Genomic DNA, 16,554 nt, shown 5'->3' on the forward strand with positions numbered 1-16,554 from the left:
CCGCACCCACTCCGCGCTCGTCAGATCACCCCGCCCCATGCCGAGACCAACGAGCCGGCAACCCGACAGTCACATGATCCGCCGGACAGAACCTAAGGGGTGGGGGACTGCGCGTTGTTTGCGGGTGCGCGTGCGCTGTGGCTGGTCGCGCAGTTCCCCGCGCCCCTAAAAGACTCAGGTCAGTAGAGAGGCGAGCCTGCGCCATGCCTCTCGGGGGAGGTCTTCGCGGGAGCTGGCGTCCACCACCTGTAGGGCTACGTGGTCCGCGCCCGCCGTCAGGAAGGCGTCGATCTTTGCGCGGATCGAGGAGTCCTTGCCCCATGCGAAGACCGCGTCCACCAAGCGGTCGCTGCCGCCGTTCGCCAGGTCGGACTCGGTGAAGCCGTTGCGGAGGAAGTTGTTGGTGTAGTTGGGGAGGGTCAGGTACATGGACAGGTAGTCGCGGGCCAGGGTGCGGGCTCGGGTCGGGTCCGTTTCCAGGACTACCTTCAACTCCGGGGCCAGGAGCGGGGTTTCGCCCAGGATCGTGCGGGCCTTGGCCGTGTGCTCCGGTGTCACCAGGTACGGGATCGAGCCGGCCGAGCGGTCGCGGGCCAGTTCCAGGGTCTTCGGGCCCAGGGCGGCCAGGAGGCGGCGGTCGGCGGGGACTCCGGCGGTGTCCAGGGCGTCCAGGTAGGTCACCAGTGCCGAGTACGGGCGGCGGTACTGGTCCGCCAGCTTGGCGTGGCTCACCCCGAGGCCGAGCAGGAAGCGGCCGGGGTGGGCCGCCTCCAACTCCGCGAAGTCCGCGGCGCTTTCGGCCGCGTCGTACTGCCAGATGCTCTGGATGCTGGTGCCGACGGCGAGCGTCGAGGTCGCCTCGATGAGCGGTACGGCGTGCCGGGCGGCGCTGCTGCCGCCCAACCAGACCGCGCCGTAGCCGAGTTGCTCCAGCTCCGCCGCGGCCTCCGCCAACTCGCCGCGCCGGGACGGGTCTTCCGAGCGCAGGCCCACGCTCCAGATGCCGTACCGGCCGACCGTTTCCCTCAGCTTCTTCGGCGTATCGCTGCTCATCGCTGCTGTTCCTTCCGCTGGCCGGCCGTCTGTACCTGTGGACAGTGCCAACCGGGGGCGGGTCCTGCTTAATCCCGTCGTTCAATCCCGTCGTTCGTCGTCCAGGAACTGCTCCAGCGCCGCCACCACGAACCGGTGATCCTGGAGTTGCGGCAGACCGCTCACCGTCACCGTGCCGATCACGCCGACGCCCTCGACCCTGATCGGGAACGAGCCGCCGTGGGCCGCGTACTCGTCGGGGTCCAGGCGGGAGGAGTCCTCGAAGGTGGTGCCCTTGGCGCGGTAGCGGGTGCCGACCAAGTAGGAGGCCGCGCCGAAGCGTTCGACGACCTTGCGCTTACGGTCGATCCACGCGTCGTTGTCCGGAACCGAGCCCGGCAGTGCCGCGTGGAAGAGCTGCTGGCCGCCGCGCCGGATGTCGATGGCGACCGGGGCCTGGCTCTCGCGGGCCCGTTCCACGAGGAGGGAACCCAGGGCCCACGCGTCGTCGTAGGTGAAGCGCTGGAACACCAAGTGCCGTTCCTGCGCTTCGAGTTCCTCCACCGTGGGGGTGATCTCGGGGGCGATCCGCTGGGTGATCGAGGGCTTGTGCTGGGTCACAGGGTCACCGTCACTCCGTCGCGGGCGCTGCGGCGCGCGGCTTCCAGTACGTCGAGGGCGGCGGCCGCCTCCAGGGCGGTCACCGGGTTGGGGGCGCCGTCGCGGAGGGCGGCGGCGACGGCCGCGTAGTACGCGGGGTAGTCGCCGGGGAGGGTCGGCTCGGGGCGGCCACCGCCGGTGAGAGGGGACTCGCCGGCGCCTACACGGCCGTAGAGCGACTCGGGTTCCTGGCCCCAAGTGGCGGATGTGCCGGGGCGCCTGCCGTCGCGCAGGTCGGCCTCCTGGGGGTCGAGGCCGTACTTGACGTAGCCCGCCTTGGAGCCCAACACGCGGAAACGCGGGCCGAGTTGGGCGGTCGTCGCGGAGACGTACAGGTGTGAGCGGACGCCGTTCGTGTGGGTCAGGGCGAAGAACGTGTCGTCGTCCGTCTCCGCGCCCGGGCGGCGGATGTCCGACTCGGCGTACACGGAGGTGGCGGGGCCGAAGAGGGCCAGGGCCTGGTCCACGACGTGGCTGCCGAGGTCGTAGAGGAGACCTCCGATCTCTGCCGGGTCGCCGGACTCGCGCCAGCCGCCCTTGGGCTGCGGGCGCCAGCGCTCGAACCGTGACTCGAAGCGCCAGACGTCGCCCAGCTCGCCCTCGGCCAGCAGCTTGTGCAGGGTCAGGAAGTCGTTGTCCCAGCGGCGGTTCTGGAAGACCGAGAGGAGGAGGGAGTGTTCCTCGGCGAGGGCCGCCAGGTCGCGGGCCTCGGCGGCGGTGCCGGCGATCGGCTTGTCCACGACGACCGGGAGGCCGGCCTTGAGGGCGGTCGTCGCGAGCGCGACGTGCGTCTTGTTCGGGGACGCGATGACGATCAGGTCCAACTCGTCGGCGCGGGCGAACAGTTCGTCGGGGGTCGCGGCCGTGCGGACGTCCGGGAACTCCGCGCGGGCCTGTTCCTGCCGCTCGGGGTTCGAGGTGACGACCGTGTCGAGGGTCAGGCCCTCGGTGGCGGCGATCAGCGGGGCGTGGAAGACGGAGCCCGCGAGGCCGTAGCCCACGAGGCCGACGCGGAGAGGTGTGCGAGTGGTGCGTCCAGTCATGCCCTCCACTTTCGCAACGCTGTTGCCAAAGTGCAAGTGGTGGGGACAATGGGGGTGTGGACAACAGTGCGCGGGGTGGGAGCGGAGCCCGGACGACGGGGGTGGGCCGGGGTGTGGCGGCGGCCCGGGGTGTAGGGGCGGGTGCGGGTGTGGGTGCCGTGGGGGCGAATCTGCTTGCCGTGCGGAGTCATAACGCCGCGTTGGTGCTCGATCTGCTGCGGACGGCCGGTGTGGAGGGGATCAGCCGGCTCGAACTCGCCGAGCGCACCGGGCTCACCCCGCAGGCCGTCAGCAAGATCACCGCCCGGTTGCGGGACTCCGGGCTCGCCGCGGAGGCGGGGCGGCGCGCGTCCACCGGCGGCAAGCCGCGCACGGTTCTGCGGTTGGTGCCGGAGGCCGGGCATGCGGTGGGGGTGCATCTGGACCGGGACGAGTTGCGGGTGGTGCTGGTGGATCTCACGGGGGCGGTGGTGGGGGAGCGGGGCGCGCCGTTGGATTTGGGGGCGGGGGCCGGGGTTGTTGTGGAGGCGGTTGCCCGGGAGGTCGAGATGGTGGTGGGGGGAGTGGGGGTATCGGCCGGGGGCGGGGTCGGGGGCGGCTCGCAGGTTGCCGGTGCGGAGGCTGGCGATGTGGCTGCCGTGGGCATTGAGCGCCCTCCCGCTGATCCCGTGCGCCCCTCCAACTCGCCGTCCGCAACGCCCCGTTCCCTCGCCGACGCTCACCTGCTCGGGGTCGGCGTGGCCCTCCCCGGGCCCCTCGATCACGCCCACGGGATCCTGCACCGGGTCACCGGGTTTCCCGAGTGGGACGGGTTTCCGTTGCGGGACGCGCTCGCCCGGCGGCTCGGGGTGCCCGTCGTCGTCGACAAGGACACGAACGCCGCCGCGTTGGGGCTGGCCGTGGCCGGGGAGGGCGGGTCCTTCGCCTATCTGCATCTCGGGACCGGGCTCGGTGCCGGGCTGGTGATCGGTGGGGGTGTGCACCGGGGGGCGCGGACCGGGGCCGGGGAGTTCGGGCACCAGGTGATCCAGCTGGACGGGCCACCCTGCGACTGCGGGAACCGGGGCTGTATCGAGGCCCTGTGCCTGGCCGCCGTAGCGCGCGGCGACCTCGATGAAGCGGCGCGGGTGCTCGGTGCCGGCGCCGCGAATCTCGTGGGCCTGCTCGACATCGACCTCGTGCTGCTGGGCGGCCGCACCGTCGCAGCCGACCCGGAACCCTTCGTACGCGGAGTCGCCACCGTCCTCGACGAACGCGCCCGGCGCGAAGGCGCCCGCGAGGCTGCCGTACCCGTACGGGTCGCTCCCGGCGGGGCGCGGGGTGTTGCCGAGGGGGCGGCGCAGCTGCTGCTGGGGCCGCTGTTCGGACGGGCGGACGGGTAGCCGGGCCGTCGGGGGGCCGGAGAAGCGGGGGCGGAAGTGGTCCGGAGAGGCGAGGGGGGCAAGTGGTCCGGAGAGGCCTGGCCCTTCCCCCGGATCTGCGACACGTCCGCCGAACAGACCTCCCCCCGCCCCCGTTCGAGGCATTCGCGCCCCGCGCTCGGCACGGCACCCTCGATCGGCGGCCCCCGTCCGGCACGCTCATGTGCTTATGCGACTGCCCCTGAGACCGCGCACCCCACTGCGCACACCCCTGTCCCTCTGCCTCGCCGCAGCCGCCCCCCTCCTCATCACCGCCGCGCCACCGTCCCAGGCGGCAGCCCGCGCCGCCGCTCCCGCCCACGTAACGGCCGCCGCCCCCGCCTGCGCCGCCCCCGACGCCCGTAGCTTCCCCCTCACCACCCGCATCCACGACGGTCCCGACACCTACACGGCCGGTGGCGGCTACGGCACCTGGTATCTCGATCTCACCAACACCACCGCCCGCCGCTGCACCGCGATCCACCCGGTCGTCGTCCTCGTCGACCAACAGCGCGCTCTGAAACCGTCCCAGCCCAAGCTGGAGTTCTATGACGGCACCCGCCCGCGCCCCTACCCGGTCCACTTCGAGAAGACCGACGAGGCCGAACTCGTCGGCGTCTTCGACGACGGCTTCCCGGGTTTCACCGTCGACCCCGGCAAGACCCTCACGGTGAAGGTGCGCCTCGCCCTCGCCCCGGACGCCGTCGCGAACGAGATCACCGCCGACGCGGCCGTCGTACAACGGCATGCCGACGACGGGGACTGGATCGGTCAGTCCAACGACTACCGCTTCGACGTCGAGCCCGCCGACCCCACCGCCCCGGTCACGTCCACGGCCACCTCCGCCCCGTCCACCGAACCCTCGCCCCCGGCCGACGGGGACCTCTCGTTCACCGACGAACTCGCCCGCACCGGCATCGGCACCGAACATCTCGTCCTCGCCGCCACGTCCGTCCTCCTCGTCACCACCGGCGCCCTGCTGGTGTCCCGGAGGCGGCGCTAGCGCGGGGCGCCGCTTCTGCGACGATCTACGCGTGGACTACCCGAACGACCAGGCTCCCGGCGCCCCCGTCCGCTCCGGCATCCCGGAGCACGGCCGCATCCCCAAGTACTACGCGGTCAAGGCTCAAATCGCCGTGCTCGTCGACGAGTTGGGGGAGGGCAGCCTGATCCCCACCGAGCGCGACCTCTCCGAGCGGTACGAGGTCGCCCGCGAGACCGTGCGGCAGGCGCTGCGCGAACTCGTGCTGGAGGGCAGGCTGCGCCGGCAGGGGCGCGGCACGGTCGTCGCGGGTCCCAAGCTGGAACAGCCGCTGTCCCTGGCCAGCTACACCGAGGGCGTACGGCGGCAGGGGCGCACCCCGGGCCGCAGCCTCGTCACGCTCGACCGGTTCCCCTGCACCGACGCCCTCGCCGCCGAGACCGGACTGACCCGGGGCGAACCCGTCTGGCACCTGGAGCGCGTCCTGCTCGCCGACGACGAGCGCGTCGGCCTCGAAAGCACCTACGTCTCCGTCGCCCGAGTCCCGCAACTCGACACGGACTTCGAGCCCGATTCCTCCTTCTACGGCTACCTCAACGCGCGCGGCATCCACTTCGGCGACGCCGACGAACGCATCGAGACCGTGCTCGCCACCCCCCGCGAGGCCCTCCTCATCGGCACCCCGCCCGCCCTTCCGATGCTGCTGATCCACCGGGTGTCGAGGGACACGGAGGGGCAGCCGCTGGAACGCGTCCGGGGCCTGTACCGGGGCGACCGCTTCTCCTTCACCACGCACCACAGCGGCTGAACCCACCTCTGCCGCAGCACCGTCATTTATCACGGATAGATAACGGGTCTAGCCCAAACGTGATGGGTCGTTCACGCTTTCGTTGGGAGCCGGACCTTTCCGGTTCCCGGATCCCGAGGAGCGTGGCCGTCGTGAGAGTGACAGTCGTCGGAGGCGGCGTGGTGGGCACCATGCACGCCTGGCAAGCAGTGGAACGCGGCCATGAGGTCGTACAGATCGAGCGCGAGGCGGAGGCTCGCGGCGCTTCGTTGCGCAACTTCGGGCAGATCTGGGTGAGTGGCCGCGCGGGCGGGGAAGAGCTCGAAACCGCCCTGCGCGCACGGGAGTTGTGGGAGGAGATCGGGGCCCGCGTCCCGGCGCTCGGCTTCCGGGCCAACGGGTCGCTGACCCCGGTCAGGGGCGACCGCGAACTCGCCGTCGCCGAGGCCGCCGTAGCCCGTGAGGACTCGGCCGCGCGCGGCTACAAGCTCCTCACCCCCGGCGAGGCCCGTGCCGTGAACCCCGCTCTGCGCGGCGACTTCACCGCCGCCCTGTACTGCGAGCGCGACGCGGCCGTCGAACCCCGTACCGCCCAACTCGCCCTGCGCGCCGAACTGTCGAAGTCCCCGAACTACACCTTCCTGCCGGGCCGCGAGGTCCGCGAGGTGATCGGCGAGCACGCGGTACGCGACGACCACGGCGACGTGCACGCCTCCGACGTGGTCGTACTGTGCACCGGCGCCTGGCTCGGCGGGCTCGTCCGCGAACTCGCCGGACCCGAACTCCCCGTCCGCCGCGTCCGGTTGCAGATGATGCAGACCGACCCGCTCGGCGAACCGCTCACCACGTCGATCGCCGACGCGGACAGCTTCCGCTACTACCCCGCCTACCGAGGCCAGGCCCTCGACCAACTCAACGCCGAACAGCCACAGTTGCCGACCCCGGCCGCGCACGCCATGCAACTCCTCATGGTGCAGCGCGCCGACGGCGGACTGACCATCGGCGACACCCACGAGTACGAGCACCCCTTCGCCTTCGACACCACCGAGGCGCCCTACGACCATCTCGCCGAGGTCGTCGAGTCGTTCCTCGGGCGCCCCCTCCCGAAGATCCGCCGCCGCTGGGCCGGCGTGTACGCGCAGTGCACCGACCCCGCCCGCGTCGTCCACCGCCAACAGGTGCGCGACGGCGTGTGGTTGGTGACCGGACCGGGCGGGCGCGGCATGACCTGCTCCCCGGCGATCGCCGAGACCACCGCGAACGAACTGGACTGGTGACCACCCCCATGACCTCCCTGATGAACCCCACGACACCCGACATCCGTCTCGTCGTCCTCGACATGGCCGGCACGACCGTCGCCGACGGCGGCCTGGTCGAGGCGGCGTTCGCCGCGGCCGCCCGGCACCTGGGTGCGGAACCGGCCGACATGCTCGACTACGTCCGCGCCACCATGGGCGAGTCCAAGATCTCCGTCTTCCGCCATCTCTTCGGCGACGAGACCAAGGCCCAGGACGCCAACAAGGCCTTCGAAGCGGCGTACGCCGATCTCGTCGACGGCGGTCGTGTCGCCGCCCTGCCGGGCGCCCGCGAGACCATCGAGACCCTCAAGTCCCAAGGCCGTACGGTCGTGTTGACCACCGGCTTCGCCCGCACCACCCAGGACGCGATCCTGGCCGCGCTCGGCTGGCAGGACCTCGCGGACCTCACACTGTGCCCCGCCGACGCGGGTGGCCGGGGGCGCCCCTACCCGGACATGGTGCTGACTGCCTTTCTGCGTACGTCAGTTGCCGACGACGTACGGCAGGTCGCCGTCGTCGGTGACACCTCGTACGACATGCTCAGCGGGGTTCGGGCGGGGGCGGGGCTGGTTGCCGGTGTGCTGACCGGTGCGCACGGCGCGGACGCGTTGCGGGCGGCGGGGGCGGGTCAAGTCCTCGCTGGCGTAGGCCAGTTGCCCGGAGCCCTCGCATGACGAACGGCATCCGCTTCGACTCCGTCACCGTCGCCTACGACGGCATGGTCGTCCTTGACGCCCTCGATCTCACCGTCGAACCCGGTGAGGTCATGGCGCTCCTCGGGCCGTCCGGGTCCGGCAAGACCACCGCGTTGCGGGCGGTCGCCGGGTTTGTGCGGCCGGTGTCGGGGCGGGTGTTCCTCGGTGGGCGGGATGTCACCGACCTGCCGCCGTATCGGCGGGGGGTCGGGATGGTCGTGCAGCAGTATGCGCTGTTCCCGCACTTGCGCGTCGAGGACAACGTGGCGTTCGGGCTCAAGGCGCAGAAGGTGCCGCGTGGGGAGATCCGGGCGAGGGTTTCCGAGGCGCTGGAGATGGTCGGTATGGGGGAGTATGCGCAGCGCCATCCGCGGGAGTTGTCCGGTGGGCAGCAGCAACGCGTGGCGATTGCGCGGGCGTTGGCCATCCGGCCCGGGGTTCTTCTTCTGGACGAGCCGCTCTCCGCGCTTGACGCGCAGCTGCGGTCCGGGATGTTGGGTGAACTTGCCCGACTGCACCGGGAGTTGCCGGATGTCTCGATCCTCTACGTCACCCATGACCAGGTTGAGGCGCTGACTCTGGCCGATCGGATTGCCGTGATGGATCGGGCTCGGCTTCAGGAGTGTGGGTCGCCTCGGGAGTTGTACCGGGCGCCCAAGAGTGAGTTCACGGCGGGGTTTGTCGGGAGCGCGAATTTGTTGCCGGTGACTGTGGGGGAGCGGGGGGTGTTCTTTGGGGAGCGGCGGGTTGAGGTGCGGGGGGTTGTTTCCGGCGGGGAGGCGACCTTGTGTGTACGGCCGCATCTCGTCGGGCTGGGGGAGGGGCCCAATCAACTCGCCGGTGTCGTACGGGAGATCCAGTGGCGCGGGGCCACTCATCGGCTTTACGTCGATGTGGATGGGCGGCGGGTCATGGCTGACGTGCCGGAGCTGAAGAAGCCGCCTGTGTATGGGGATGCGGTGACGTTGCATTTCGCGCCGGAGGATGCGGTGTTGCTGTCTGCTGGAGTTGGCGATGAGTGAGGTTGTTCGTTGGGTGCGGGCCGGTGGGGGCTGGTCGCGCCCACGCGGCGGTAGCCGCAAATCAAATACAGCCCCGCGCCCCTTGGGTATCGTCCTGGCGCCTGTTGCATTGCTCGGGGTGTTCTTTCTCTACCCACTCGCCCTTGTTGTTCAGCAGTCCTTTCAGCCCGACAACGACGGGACGTCCTTCCAGCCCTACGCCGACGTCTTCTCCTCGGAGTTGTTCCGTACCGCCCTCTGGACCACCGTCTGGATCGCCGTCGTCTCGACCATCGGGTGTCTGGTCCTCGGGTTCGTGCTGGCACTGATCATCGCCTTTGTCCCCTTTCCCGGAGCCAGGACGGTCGCCCGCTTCATCGACGTCTACCTCTCCTTCCCCTCCTTCCTGATCACGCTCGCCCTGCTCTTCATCTACGGCACCACCGGCATCGTCGGGTCGTTCCAGTTCCTCGCGACGCCCTGGGGTGTGCTGCTCGCGGAGGTCACCTACTTCACGCCGTTTGTGATGCGGCCGTTGCTCGCCGCGTTCTCGCAGTTGGACACCGCGCAGTTGGAGGCGGCTTCGAGTCTCGGAGCCAAGGCGCCCCGGATCATCCGGCAGGTCATCCTGCCGGAGGCGCTCCCCGCGCTTGCCGCCGGCGGAAGCCTCGTGCTCGTCCTCTGTCTCAACGAGTTCGGGATCGTGCTGTTCACCGGCGCGAAAGGGGTCACGACCCTCCCCATGCTCGTCTACAGCAAGGCGATCCTGGAGTCGGACTACCCGGGCGCGTGTGTGGTCGCCGTCGTCAACGTCCTTATTTCCGTGGGGCTTTACGGGCTCTACCGGGTGGTGAGCCGTCGTGTTGGTGCATAGCCGCAAGGCGAAGTGGGCCGTGTGGCTGGTCTTCGCCGTGCTTTTCCTGCCCCTCTTCGCGCTGCCCCTCCTCGTCGTCCTCGGGGCGTCCTTCGCCACGAACTGGTCCGGTGTCCTGCCCTCAGGTTTCACCACCTCCCACTACTCCGCCGCCACCCGGGGTGAGGCCCTCCAGGCGCTCACCACCAGCCTGGTCACCGCTCTCACCGCGAGTTTGCTGGCGCTCGGCATCGGGACCTGGGCCGCGCTTGCCGCCGCCGGGCTCAAGAAGCGTCAACGCCGGGTGATGGACGCCCTGTTCGTGCTGCCGGTGGCCGTGCCCTCCGTCGTGGTGGGGCTCGCGATCCTCGTCGCGTTCTCCAAGCCGCCGATGCTGCTCAACGGCACCCGGTGGATCGTGATCCTCGCCCACACCGTGCTCGTGACCGCCTTCGCCTACCAGTCCGTGTCCGCCGCGATCGTCCGGCTCGACCCGGCCTACGAACAGGCCGCCGCCTCTCTCGGCGCCCGGCCGCTGTACGTCCTGTGGCGGATCCGGCTGCCGTTGCTGATGCCGGCGCTCACCGCCGCCGTAGGGCTCTGTTTCGCCCTGTCCATGGGCGAGTTGAGCGCCACGATGATGCTCTATCCGCCCGACTGGACCACGCTTCCGGTCCTCATCTACTCGGCCACCGACCGCGGCGCCCTCTTCGCCGGGTCCGCGCTCGCCGTGGTCCTGATGGCGGCGACCTTGCTCGTCCTGCTCGTCGTCTCGCGCGTCCGCAATCGGGCCGCGTACCGCTGATCCGCAAGTACAGCCTCAACTGACCTCACCACGCCAGGAGTTGGCCTCGCCATGCCCAGAAACGCACTCAAGATCGCCGTAGCCGTCTCGCTCTGTGCCACCCCGCTGCTCACCGCGTGCGGCGGCACCTCCGCCGCCTCCGATGCCAAGGTCGTCACCGTCTACAGCGCCGACGGGCTCAAGGGCGAGAACGGTGACGGCTGGTACGACCAGGTCTTCAAGGACTTCCAGAAGCAGACCGGGATCGAGGTCAAGTACGTCGAGGGCGGCTCCGGCGAGATGGTGCAGCGTGCCGTCCGTGAGAAGAGCAACCCGCAGGCGGATGTGCTCGTGACCCTGCCGCCGTTCATCCAACAGGCCGACAGCAAGGGGCTGTTGCAGAAGTACAGCCCGGCCGGAGCCGACCAGGTGAGCGGTGGCGACAAGGCCGCCGACGGGACCTGGACGTCCGTCGTCAACAACTACTTCGGGTTCGTCTACAACAAGAAGCAGCTCGGCCAAGCGCCCACCACCTGGGACGAGTTGCTCGACAGCAAGTACAAGAACAAGCTCCAGTACTCCACGCCCGGAGTCGCCGGTGACGGAACCGCCGTACTGATCAAGGCGATTCACGACTTCGGTGGCAAGGACGCGGCCCTCGCCTATCTGAAGAAGCTGCAGTCCAACAACGTCGGCCCCTCCGCCTCCACCGGCAAGCTCGCGCCCAAGGTCGACAAGGGGGAACTCCTCGTCGCCAACGGCGATGTGCAGATGAACTACGCCCAGTCCAAGACCATGCCGAACCTCGGCATCTGGTTCCCGGCGAAGCAGGGCGGCAAGCCCACCACCTTCGCGCTGCCGTACGCGGCCGGGCTCGTCACCAAGGCCCCGCACAGCGCCAACGGCAGGAAGCTGCTCGACTTCATGCTCGGCCTCAAGGCCCAGCAGCAGGTCAGCTCGGTCGGCGGCGGCTTCAGCGCCCGTCAGGACGTCAAGGCCACCGACGCCAACGCCACCGCCCTGACCAAGCTCATGACCGGCGTCGAGATCTTCCAGCCGGACTGGACCGACATCGACAAGAACCTGACGTCGTACGTCGAGGACTGGCAGTCGGCGACCGGCAGTTGAGTCTCAGATCAGGTCGACCAGGTCCGCGATGGATTCCACGACCGTCGTGGGGCGGTACGGATAGCGCTCCACATCGCCCCTCGTCGTCAGGCCGGTGAGCACGAGGAACGTCTCCATCCCGGCCTCCAGTCCGGCCAGGACGTCCGTGTCCATGCGGTCGCCGATCATGGCGCTGGTCTCCGAGTGCGCGCCGATGGTGTTCAGCGCCGACCGCATCATCAGCGGGTTCGGCTTGCCGACGAAGTAGGGCTCCTTGCCGGTCGCCTTGGTGATCAGCGCGGCCACCGACCCGGTGGCCGGCAGGGCGCCCTCGGGCGAGGGGCCGGTGTTGTCGGGGTTCGTCGCGATGAACCGGGCGCCGTCGTTGATCAGCCGGATCGCCTTGGTCAGGGCCTCGAAGGAGTACGTCCGGGTCTCGCCCAGGATCACGAAGTCGGGGTCCGAGTCGGTCAGCACGTAGCCCGCGTCGTGCAGTGCCGTGGTCAGGCCGGCCTCGCCGATCACATACGCGGTGCCGCCGGGGTGCTGGTTGTCCAGGAAGGCGGCGGTGGCCAGGGCCGAGGTCCAGATGTTCTCCACCGGGACGTCGAGACCGATCCGGTTGAGGCGGGCGTGCAGGTCGCGCGCGGTGTAGATCGAGTTGTTGGTGAGGACCAGGAACGGGCGTCCCTTTTCGCGCAGCGTCTTGATGAACGCGTCCGCGCCGGGCACCGGGACGCCCTCGTGCATCAGCACCCCGTCCATGTCGGTGAGCCACGATTCGATGGGCTTGCGCTCTGTCATGGGTGGGCACTCCTGCGGTACGCGGACATGAGGTGGCATGTGCGGTGACCATGCTATGCACCTTCCGTCGGCGTCCCCCATACGGAGCAGCCGGGCGTGGCTGAGGATGCGGGTGCCCGGTCCGAGGAGGAGTCTCCAGATATCTGGAGGTTCACGATGGGTTCACTGAAAGTCACACTCTGTGCGGGTGTCGCGGTGGTCCTCGCGGCGCTCACCCCGACGGCGTACGCGGCGGACGGAGGCGGTGTCACGGTGACCCCAGCCTCCCCGGCCCCCGGCGCCGACGTCGCGCTCAGGATCAGCGGCTGTGCCGGTACGACGGGCTCGGCCGCGTCCGCCGCGTTCGTCGCCGACGCCAAACTCGTCGGCACGGCCGGCACCCTCGCCGGTGAGACCCGGGTCCGCACCTCGCTGGAGCCGGGCAGCTACGACGTGAAGATCACCTGCGGGAGCGTGACGGTGAAGGGCGCGATCAAGGTCGTGGCGGATGCGTCCCAGGCGCCGTCCGGGCTGCCGTCCGCGGCTGCCTCGCCGGTGTCTCCCGTTCACGCGGGTGGTGGGGGTACGGCGCACCTCGCGGCCGTGGACGCGCGGGCGGCCGGGCCCGGGACCGCGCACGCGGTGGTGGGGCTCCTGCTGGCCGGTGTCGCCGCGACGGCCGTGGCGCTGCGCAGCGCCCGCCGGAGCCGCAGGGCGGGCTGACCGTCATGTTCGATCACGACCGGCCCGTCGAGCACGGGCGTTCCGCCGGTACCGGGCGGCTGCTGACCGGGGTCGCGTGGGCCGTGCTGCTGCTCGGGCTCTGGCTGTGGGGGCAGGACCTGACCGACATCCGGCAGGGCATATCCGCACCGGCGACCGGTGACATGGCGGCCGTCGGACGGCCCCCGGAGGCCGAACTCCCGCCCGCCGCCAAGCCGTTGGGCAACGCGCTGCCCCAGCGCATCGACATCCCCCAACTCGCCGTCCAGGCACCGGTGGTGGCCCGCGGCCTCGACGCGCAGGGCGCGATCGACCCACCGCCGTTCGACCAGGCGGGCGTGGTCGGCTGGTACGGGAGTGGAGTACGACCGGGGGCCGCGGGCACCGCCCTGATGGTCGGGCACGTCGACACCGAGACCCGGCCCGCCGTCTTCTACAAGCTCAGCACGCTCCGCCCGGGCGGCACGATCCGCGTGATCCGCGACGACGGCAAGGTCGCCGAGTTCACCGTCGACGACGTCCGCGTCCTGACCCGCGCCCACTTCGACGCCCAACAGGCCTACGGCACCCGGCAGTCGGGCCGCGCCGAACTCCGCCTGATCACCTGCGGCGGCACCTTCGACCGCGCCAGCCGCAGCTACACCGCGAACGTGATCGTGTCCGCCTACCTCACCGGCACCGGACTGTGACAACCGGGCCCGGCCGACGACCTGCTCCCCCCTTGAAGCCGCCGACCGGGCTGGTCCTCAACCGCACGCGCACGGGCTGCGGGAGTAACCCGGCGAACAGCGCGGGAGGTCTGGAAAACCAGTGGTGGAAGGTGTGCTCTTGGCCGGGGGCCGGGGCCGTTGAGAAAGACTCTAGAACGAATGGGCGTCCGGGCCTAGAGGGCGAATAACGCCATGTCTCACAACAGTTGCTCTCTGTCATATGCACTGGTCACTGTCGATCCACCAAGTCCCGTACGGACCTACGGACTTGGGCGCGGTACGACGTCGGCCACGCCTCCCTCGACCACCGCCCGCGCCACGTGGTCCAGCGGTATGCGGCGCCGCCGCGCATGCCCGCGCAGCGCGATGAACGCCTCGTCGGTACCGACCTGCCAGCGTTCGGCGAGCATCCCCTTGGCCTGCTCGATCCGCACCCGGCTCGATAACGCCTCCTGCAACTGCCCGGCCAGGCACCGGGATTGGGCGTAGGCGCGGTGATTCTCCAGCCCCAGGGCGACGGCGTCGGCGAGCGCCTGCGCGACCACCAGCTCCGAACGCCCGCTCTCGGACTCCCCGTTGGGCGGCGTCGGCACGAACACATTGAGCGCGCCGAGCAGAACGTCCCCCCGGCGCACCGGCACCGCGAAGGTCGCCACGATGCCGTGCCGCAGGGCCCGTTCGGTGAACTCCGGCCAGCGGGCGGCCGCATGGGCCACGCTGATCGCCACCGGCGGAACGGGCCGCCCGGAGCCGTAGCTCTCCAGGCACGGCCCACCACCGCGCTGCGCCTCCAGCAGTTCGAGCGCCATTTCCTCCCGGCACCCGCTCCCGGCCAGCGACACCGCGCGCCCGCCGTCGATCAGCATGATCCCGGCCGCCCGGGCGGACAGCAGCTCCACGCAGTGATCGGAGAGCCGTCGCAGATAGTCCCCGGTGTCGAAGGTCTCCGTCAGCGTGTCGGCGGCCTCCACCAGCGCCGCGGCGAGCCGGCCCTCGCGGGACGTGTGGTGCATGACGGCCACCTTCCCCTGCCCCCGGACAGAGCCCGCCGGACAGACCCTAGGCAGCGCGTCTACCCCGAGGGGCGGAGGTGTAACAGCCGTCCGACAACACCGCGGGCGTTCTCGTGGGCGGCACGCCGCGTATGTCACGATTGACCCTTGGATCGGTACAGCCAAGGGGGAGTTGGATGTACGGCAGCCAGGGGACCCCGGTCCCCTTCGGCACACGGACGTCGGCGCTGGTCCTGGGGGCGGCCCTGCTGATGGCGGGGTGCTCCTCCTCGGGGGACGGGGACAAGAAGCCCGACGTGAACGCGAAGATCACTCAGCAGGCCGAGGGAGCCGACCCGATCTGGGTCAACCCGGACACCAACGCGGCCCGCCAGCTGGCCACTTACGTCAAGGCCGGCAAGACGGCCGACGCCGAGCAGATCAGAAAGATCGCCGAACAGCCGACCGGCGAGTGGATCGGCGCGGAGAACCCGAAGGCGGAGGCCCAGGGCTTCACCGAGGCCGCCGACCGGGCCGGCCGCACCGCACTCCTGGTCCTCTACAACATCCCGCACCGCGACTGCGGCCAGTACTCCCAGGGCGGAGCGGGCGACGGCGACGCGTACCGCCGGTGGATCGACGCGGTGGCACAGGGCATCGCGGACCGCTCGGCCACCGTGATCCTGGAACCGGACGCACTCCTGCACCTGGTGGACGGCTGCACCCCCGCCCAGTTCCAGGCCGAGCGCTACGACCTGCTCGCCTACGCGATCACCGAGCTCAAGTCCCTGAAGAACACGAAGGTCTACCTGGACGCCGGGAACGCGGGCTGGGGCCACCCGGACGAGATCTACCAGCCCCTCCAACGAGCGGGCATCACCAAGGCCGACGGCTTCGCGGTCAACGTCTCCAACTTCTACTCGACCCAGGACTCCATCGCCTACGGCAAACAGCTCTCGTCAAAGACCGGCAACAAACACTTCGTCATCGACACCAGCCGCAACGGCAACGGACCGTATACGGACGGCGACGCGGACGAGAACTGGTGCAACCCGCCGGGCCGGGCGTTGGGCGAAACCCCGACCACGAAGACCGCGGACCCGTTGGTGGACGCGTACTTGTGGATCAAACGCCCGGGGGAGTCGGACGGCGAGTGCAAGGGCGGCCCCAAGGCGGGCCAGTGGTGGCCGAGTTACGCGCTGAAGCTGGCCAAGTCCTCCCACCACTGAGGTCGGTCGGATCGCTGACGAGACGTCCGGCCGACCGCGTCTACGGGTGTGTGTCCGTGATCGCGATGACCTTGTCGAGGTGGTCCAGGGCGCCTTGCAGGTCGTCGACCTTGGCCTGGATGCGCTCGCGCTCGGCTCGCAGCATGGCTCGTTGCTCGGCGTCGGTGTGCCCGGAGTCGAAGCACGGCAGGAGTTCGGTGATCCTCCGGCTGGTGAGGCCGGCGGCGTACATCTGCTGGACGAAGCGGACCAGGGAGATGGCGTCCTGCCGGTACAGGCGCTGGCCGGACGGGCTGCGTTCCGCGACGAGCAGCCCTTGCTGCTCGTAGTAGCGCACGGCGCGCACGGAGACGCCGGCACCTCGTGCCACCTCGCCGATGCGGATCAACCGCTCGGCCGCGGCCACTGCGACAGTCATGGTGATTCCTCTCACCCCTGGCCCTGACGGCCGGCACTTGCCCCTGACGTTGGTGTC

At 70.3% G+C, this 16,554-nt stretch carries 18 protein-coding genes; 12 read left to right on the forward strand and 6 right to left on the reverse strand.

Annotation, left to right across the window (positions count from 1 at the left end):
- Nucleotides 1-174 precede the first annotated feature (174 nt).
- From ACIBK4_RS31390 to ACIBK4_RS31400, 3 genes are all read right to left on the reverse strand, one after another.
- Nucleotides 175-1,053, reverse strand: coding sequence for an LLM class F420-dependent oxidoreductase (locus tag ACIBK4_RS31390; RefSeq protein ID WP_399000099.1), 879 nt, complete (start codon nucleotides 1,051-1,053; stop codon nucleotides 175-177).
- 81 nt (nucleotides 1,054-1,134) lie between these two features.
- Entirely contained in the window at nucleotides 1,135-1,653 is a 519-nt protein-coding gene (locus tag ACIBK4_RS31395) for a heme-degrading domain-containing protein (protein WP_399000101.1), read from the reverse strand.
- Nucleotides 1,650-2,735 (reverse strand): Gfo/Idh/MocA family oxidoreductase, encoded by a 1,086-nt coding sequence (locus ACIBK4_RS31400; RefSeq protein WP_399000104.1) that lies wholly within the window; start codon nucleotides 2,733-2,735, stop codon nucleotides 1,650-1,652. The genes ACIBK4_RS31395 and ACIBK4_RS31400 overlap by 4 nt, the downstream gene beginning before the upstream one ends.
- Nucleotides 2,736-2,836: 101 nt before the next feature.
- On the opposite strand from ACIBK4_RS31400, the gene ACIBK4_RS31405 reads away from it, so the two are divergent.
- The 9 genes from ACIBK4_RS31405 to ACIBK4_RS31445 all read left to right on the forward strand — a co-directional run bounded on the left by ACIBK4_RS31405 (nucleotide 2,837) and on the right by ACIBK4_RS31445 (nucleotide 11,663).
- Nucleotides 2,837-4,117: an ROK family protein gene (locus ACIBK4_RS31405; RefSeq protein ID WP_399000762.1), complete on the forward strand. Its 1,281-nt coding sequence runs from the start codon at nucleotides 2,837-2,839 to the stop codon at nucleotides 4,115-4,117.
- 208 nt (nucleotides 4,118-4,325) lie between these two features.
- Complete coding sequence (locus tag ACIBK4_RS31410; RefSeq protein ID WP_399000106.1) at nucleotides 4,326-5,138, forward strand: hypothetical protein; 813 nt, start codon at nucleotides 4,326-4,328, stop codon at nucleotides 5,136-5,138.
- A gap of 31 nt (nucleotides 5,139-5,169) precedes the next feature.
- Nucleotides 5,170-5,925 carry a GntR family transcriptional regulator gene (locus tag ACIBK4_RS31415; RefSeq protein ID WP_399000108.1) on the forward strand — a complete coding sequence of 252 codons (756 nt, stop codon included), beginning with the start codon at nucleotides 5,170-5,172 and terminating at the stop codon, nucleotides 5,923-5,925.
- A gap of 131 nt (nucleotides 5,926-6,056) precedes the next feature.
- On the forward strand, nucleotides 6,057-7,181 hold the full coding sequence (locus ACIBK4_RS31420) for a TIGR03364 family FAD-dependent oxidoreductase (RefSeq protein WP_399000110.1): 1,125 nt from the start codon (nucleotides 6,057-6,059) through the stop codon (nucleotides 7,179-7,181).
- Between the two features lie 8 nt (nucleotides 7,182-7,189).
- Complete coding sequence (locus ACIBK4_RS31425; RefSeq protein ID WP_399000764.1) at nucleotides 7,190-7,876, forward strand: phosphonatase-like hydrolase; 687 nt, start codon at nucleotides 7,190-7,192, stop codon at nucleotides 7,874-7,876.
- Nucleotides 7,873-8,919, forward strand: coding sequence for an ABC transporter ATP-binding protein (locus ACIBK4_RS31430; protein WP_399000112.1), 1,047 nt, complete (start codon nucleotides 7,873-7,875; stop codon nucleotides 8,917-8,919). Before ACIBK4_RS31425 ends, ACIBK4_RS31430 begins: the two co-directional genes overlap by 4 nt.
- The gene (locus ACIBK4_RS31435; RefSeq protein ID WP_399000114.1) at nucleotides 8,912-9,772 is read left to right on the forward strand and encodes a 2-aminoethylphosphonate ABC transporter permease subunit; all 861 of its coding nucleotides are present in this window, start codon (nucleotides 8,912-8,914) and stop codon (nucleotides 9,770-9,772) included. Before ACIBK4_RS31430 ends, ACIBK4_RS31435 begins: the two co-directional genes overlap by 8 nt.
- Nucleotides 9,759-10,556, forward strand: a complete 798-nt coding sequence (locus ACIBK4_RS31440) for an ABC transporter permease (protein WP_399000116.1) — start codon at nucleotides 9,759-9,761, stop codon at nucleotides 10,554-10,556. The genes ACIBK4_RS31435 and ACIBK4_RS31440 overlap by 14 nt, the downstream gene beginning before the upstream one ends.
- Nucleotides 10,557-10,607: 51 nt before the next feature.
- Complete coding sequence (locus ACIBK4_RS31445) at nucleotides 10,608-11,663, forward strand: 2-aminoethylphosphonate ABC transporter substrate-binding protein (RefSeq protein WP_399000118.1); 1,056 nt, start codon at nucleotides 10,608-10,610, stop codon at nucleotides 11,661-11,663.
- Between the two features lie 3 nt (nucleotides 11,664-11,666).
- On the opposite strand, the gene ACIBK4_RS31450 is transcribed toward ACIBK4_RS31445, so the two are convergent.
- Nucleotides 11,667-12,446: an HAD-IIA family hydrolase gene (locus ACIBK4_RS31450; RefSeq protein WP_399000121.1), complete on the reverse strand. Its 780-nt coding sequence runs from the start codon at nucleotides 12,444-12,446 to the stop codon at nucleotides 11,667-11,669.
- A gap of 156 nt (nucleotides 12,447-12,602) precedes the next feature.
- Here ACIBK4_RS31450 and ACIBK4_RS31455 point away from each other — a divergent pair, with 156 nt between their 5' ends.
- On the forward strand, nucleotides 12,603-13,148 hold the full coding sequence (locus tag ACIBK4_RS31455) for a hypothetical protein (protein ID WP_399000123.1): 546 nt from the start codon (nucleotides 12,603-12,605) through the stop codon (nucleotides 13,146-13,148).
- 5 nt (nucleotides 13,149-13,153) lie between these two features.
- Nucleotides 13,154-13,837, forward strand: coding sequence for a class F sortase (locus tag ACIBK4_RS31460; protein ID WP_399000125.1), 684 nt, complete (start codon nucleotides 13,154-13,156; stop codon nucleotides 13,835-13,837).
- Nucleotides 13,838-14,118: 281 nt separating this feature from the next.
- Here ACIBK4_RS31460 and ACIBK4_RS31465 read toward each other — a convergent pair whose 3' ends face one another.
- Nucleotides 14,119-14,871, reverse strand: a complete 753-nt coding sequence (locus tag ACIBK4_RS31465) for an ANTAR domain-containing protein (protein WP_399000127.1) — start codon at nucleotides 14,869-14,871, stop codon at nucleotides 14,119-14,121.
- A gap of 176 nt (nucleotides 14,872-15,047) precedes the next feature.
- On the opposite strand from ACIBK4_RS31465, the gene ACIBK4_RS31470 reads away from it, so the two are divergent.
- Nucleotides 15,048-16,079 carry a glycoside hydrolase family 6 protein gene (locus tag ACIBK4_RS31470; protein WP_399000129.1) on the forward strand — a complete coding sequence of 344 codons (1,032 nt, stop codon included), beginning with the start codon at nucleotides 15,048-15,050 and terminating at the stop codon, nucleotides 16,077-16,079.
- 40 nt (nucleotides 16,080-16,119) lie between these two features.
- Here the strand turns inward: ACIBK4_RS31470 and ACIBK4_RS31475 are convergent, their stop codons facing one another.
- Nucleotides 16,120-16,497 carry a MerR family transcriptional regulator gene (locus ACIBK4_RS31475; RefSeq protein ID WP_399000132.1) on the reverse strand — a complete coding sequence of 126 codons (378 nt, stop codon included), beginning with the start codon at nucleotides 16,495-16,497 and terminating at the stop codon, nucleotides 16,120-16,122.
- Nucleotides 16,498-16,554 lie beyond the last annotated feature (57 nt).

Source organism: Streptomyces sp. NPDC050528, from assembly GCF_044457795.1.
GTDB lineage: Bacteria > Actinomycetota > Actinomycetes > Streptomycetales > Streptomycetaceae > Streptomyces.

Coding starts and splice junctions, on each gene's coding strand:
- ACIBK4_RS31390 (WP_399000099.1), bottom strand. CDS start 1,053: ATGAGCAGCGATACGCCGAAGAAGCTGAGGGAAACGGTCGGCCGGTAC.
- ACIBK4_RS31400 (WP_399000104.1), bottom strand. CDS start 2,735: ATGACTGGACGCACCACTCGCACACCTCTCCGCGTCGGCCTCGTGGGC.
- ACIBK4_RS31410 (WP_399000106.1), top strand. CDS start 4,326: ATGCGACTGCCCCTGAGACCGCGCACCCCACTGCGCACACCCCTGTCC.
- ACIBK4_RS31425 (WP_399000764.1), top strand. CDS start 7,190: ATGACCTCCCTGATGAACCCCACGACACCCGACATCCGTCTCGTCGTC.
- ACIBK4_RS31430 (WP_399000112.1), top strand. CDS start 7,873: ATGACGAACGGCATCCGCTTCGACTCCGTCACCGTCGCCTACGACGGC.
- ACIBK4_RS31435 (WP_399000114.1), top strand. CDS start 8,912: ATGAGTGAGGTTGTTCGTTGGGTGCGGGCCGGTGGGGGCTGGTCGCGC.
- ACIBK4_RS31445 (WP_399000118.1), top strand. CDS start 10,608: ATGCCCAGAAACGCACTCAAGATCGCCGTAGCCGTCTCGCTCTGTGCC.
- ACIBK4_RS31450 (WP_399000121.1), bottom strand. CDS start 12,446: ATGACAGAGCGCAAGCCCATCGAATCGTGGCTCACCGACATGGACGGG.
- ACIBK4_RS31455 (WP_399000123.1), top strand. CDS start 12,603: ATGGGTTCACTGAAAGTCACACTCTGTGCGGGTGTCGCGGTGGTCCTC.
- ACIBK4_RS31460 (WP_399000125.1), top strand. CDS start 13,154: ATGTTCGATCACGACCGGCCCGTCGAGCACGGGCGTTCCGCCGGTACC.
- ACIBK4_RS31465 (WP_399000127.1), bottom strand. CDS start 14,871: ATGCACCACACGTCCCGCGAGGGCCGGCTCGCCGCGGCGCTGGTGGAG.
- ACIBK4_RS31470 (WP_399000129.1), top strand. CDS start 15,048: ATGTACGGCAGCCAGGGGACCCCGGTCCCCTTCGGCACACGGACGTCG.
- ACIBK4_RS31475 (WP_399000132.1), bottom strand. CDS start 16,497: ATGACTGTCGCAGTGGCCGCGGCCGAGCGGTTGATCCGCATCGGCGAG.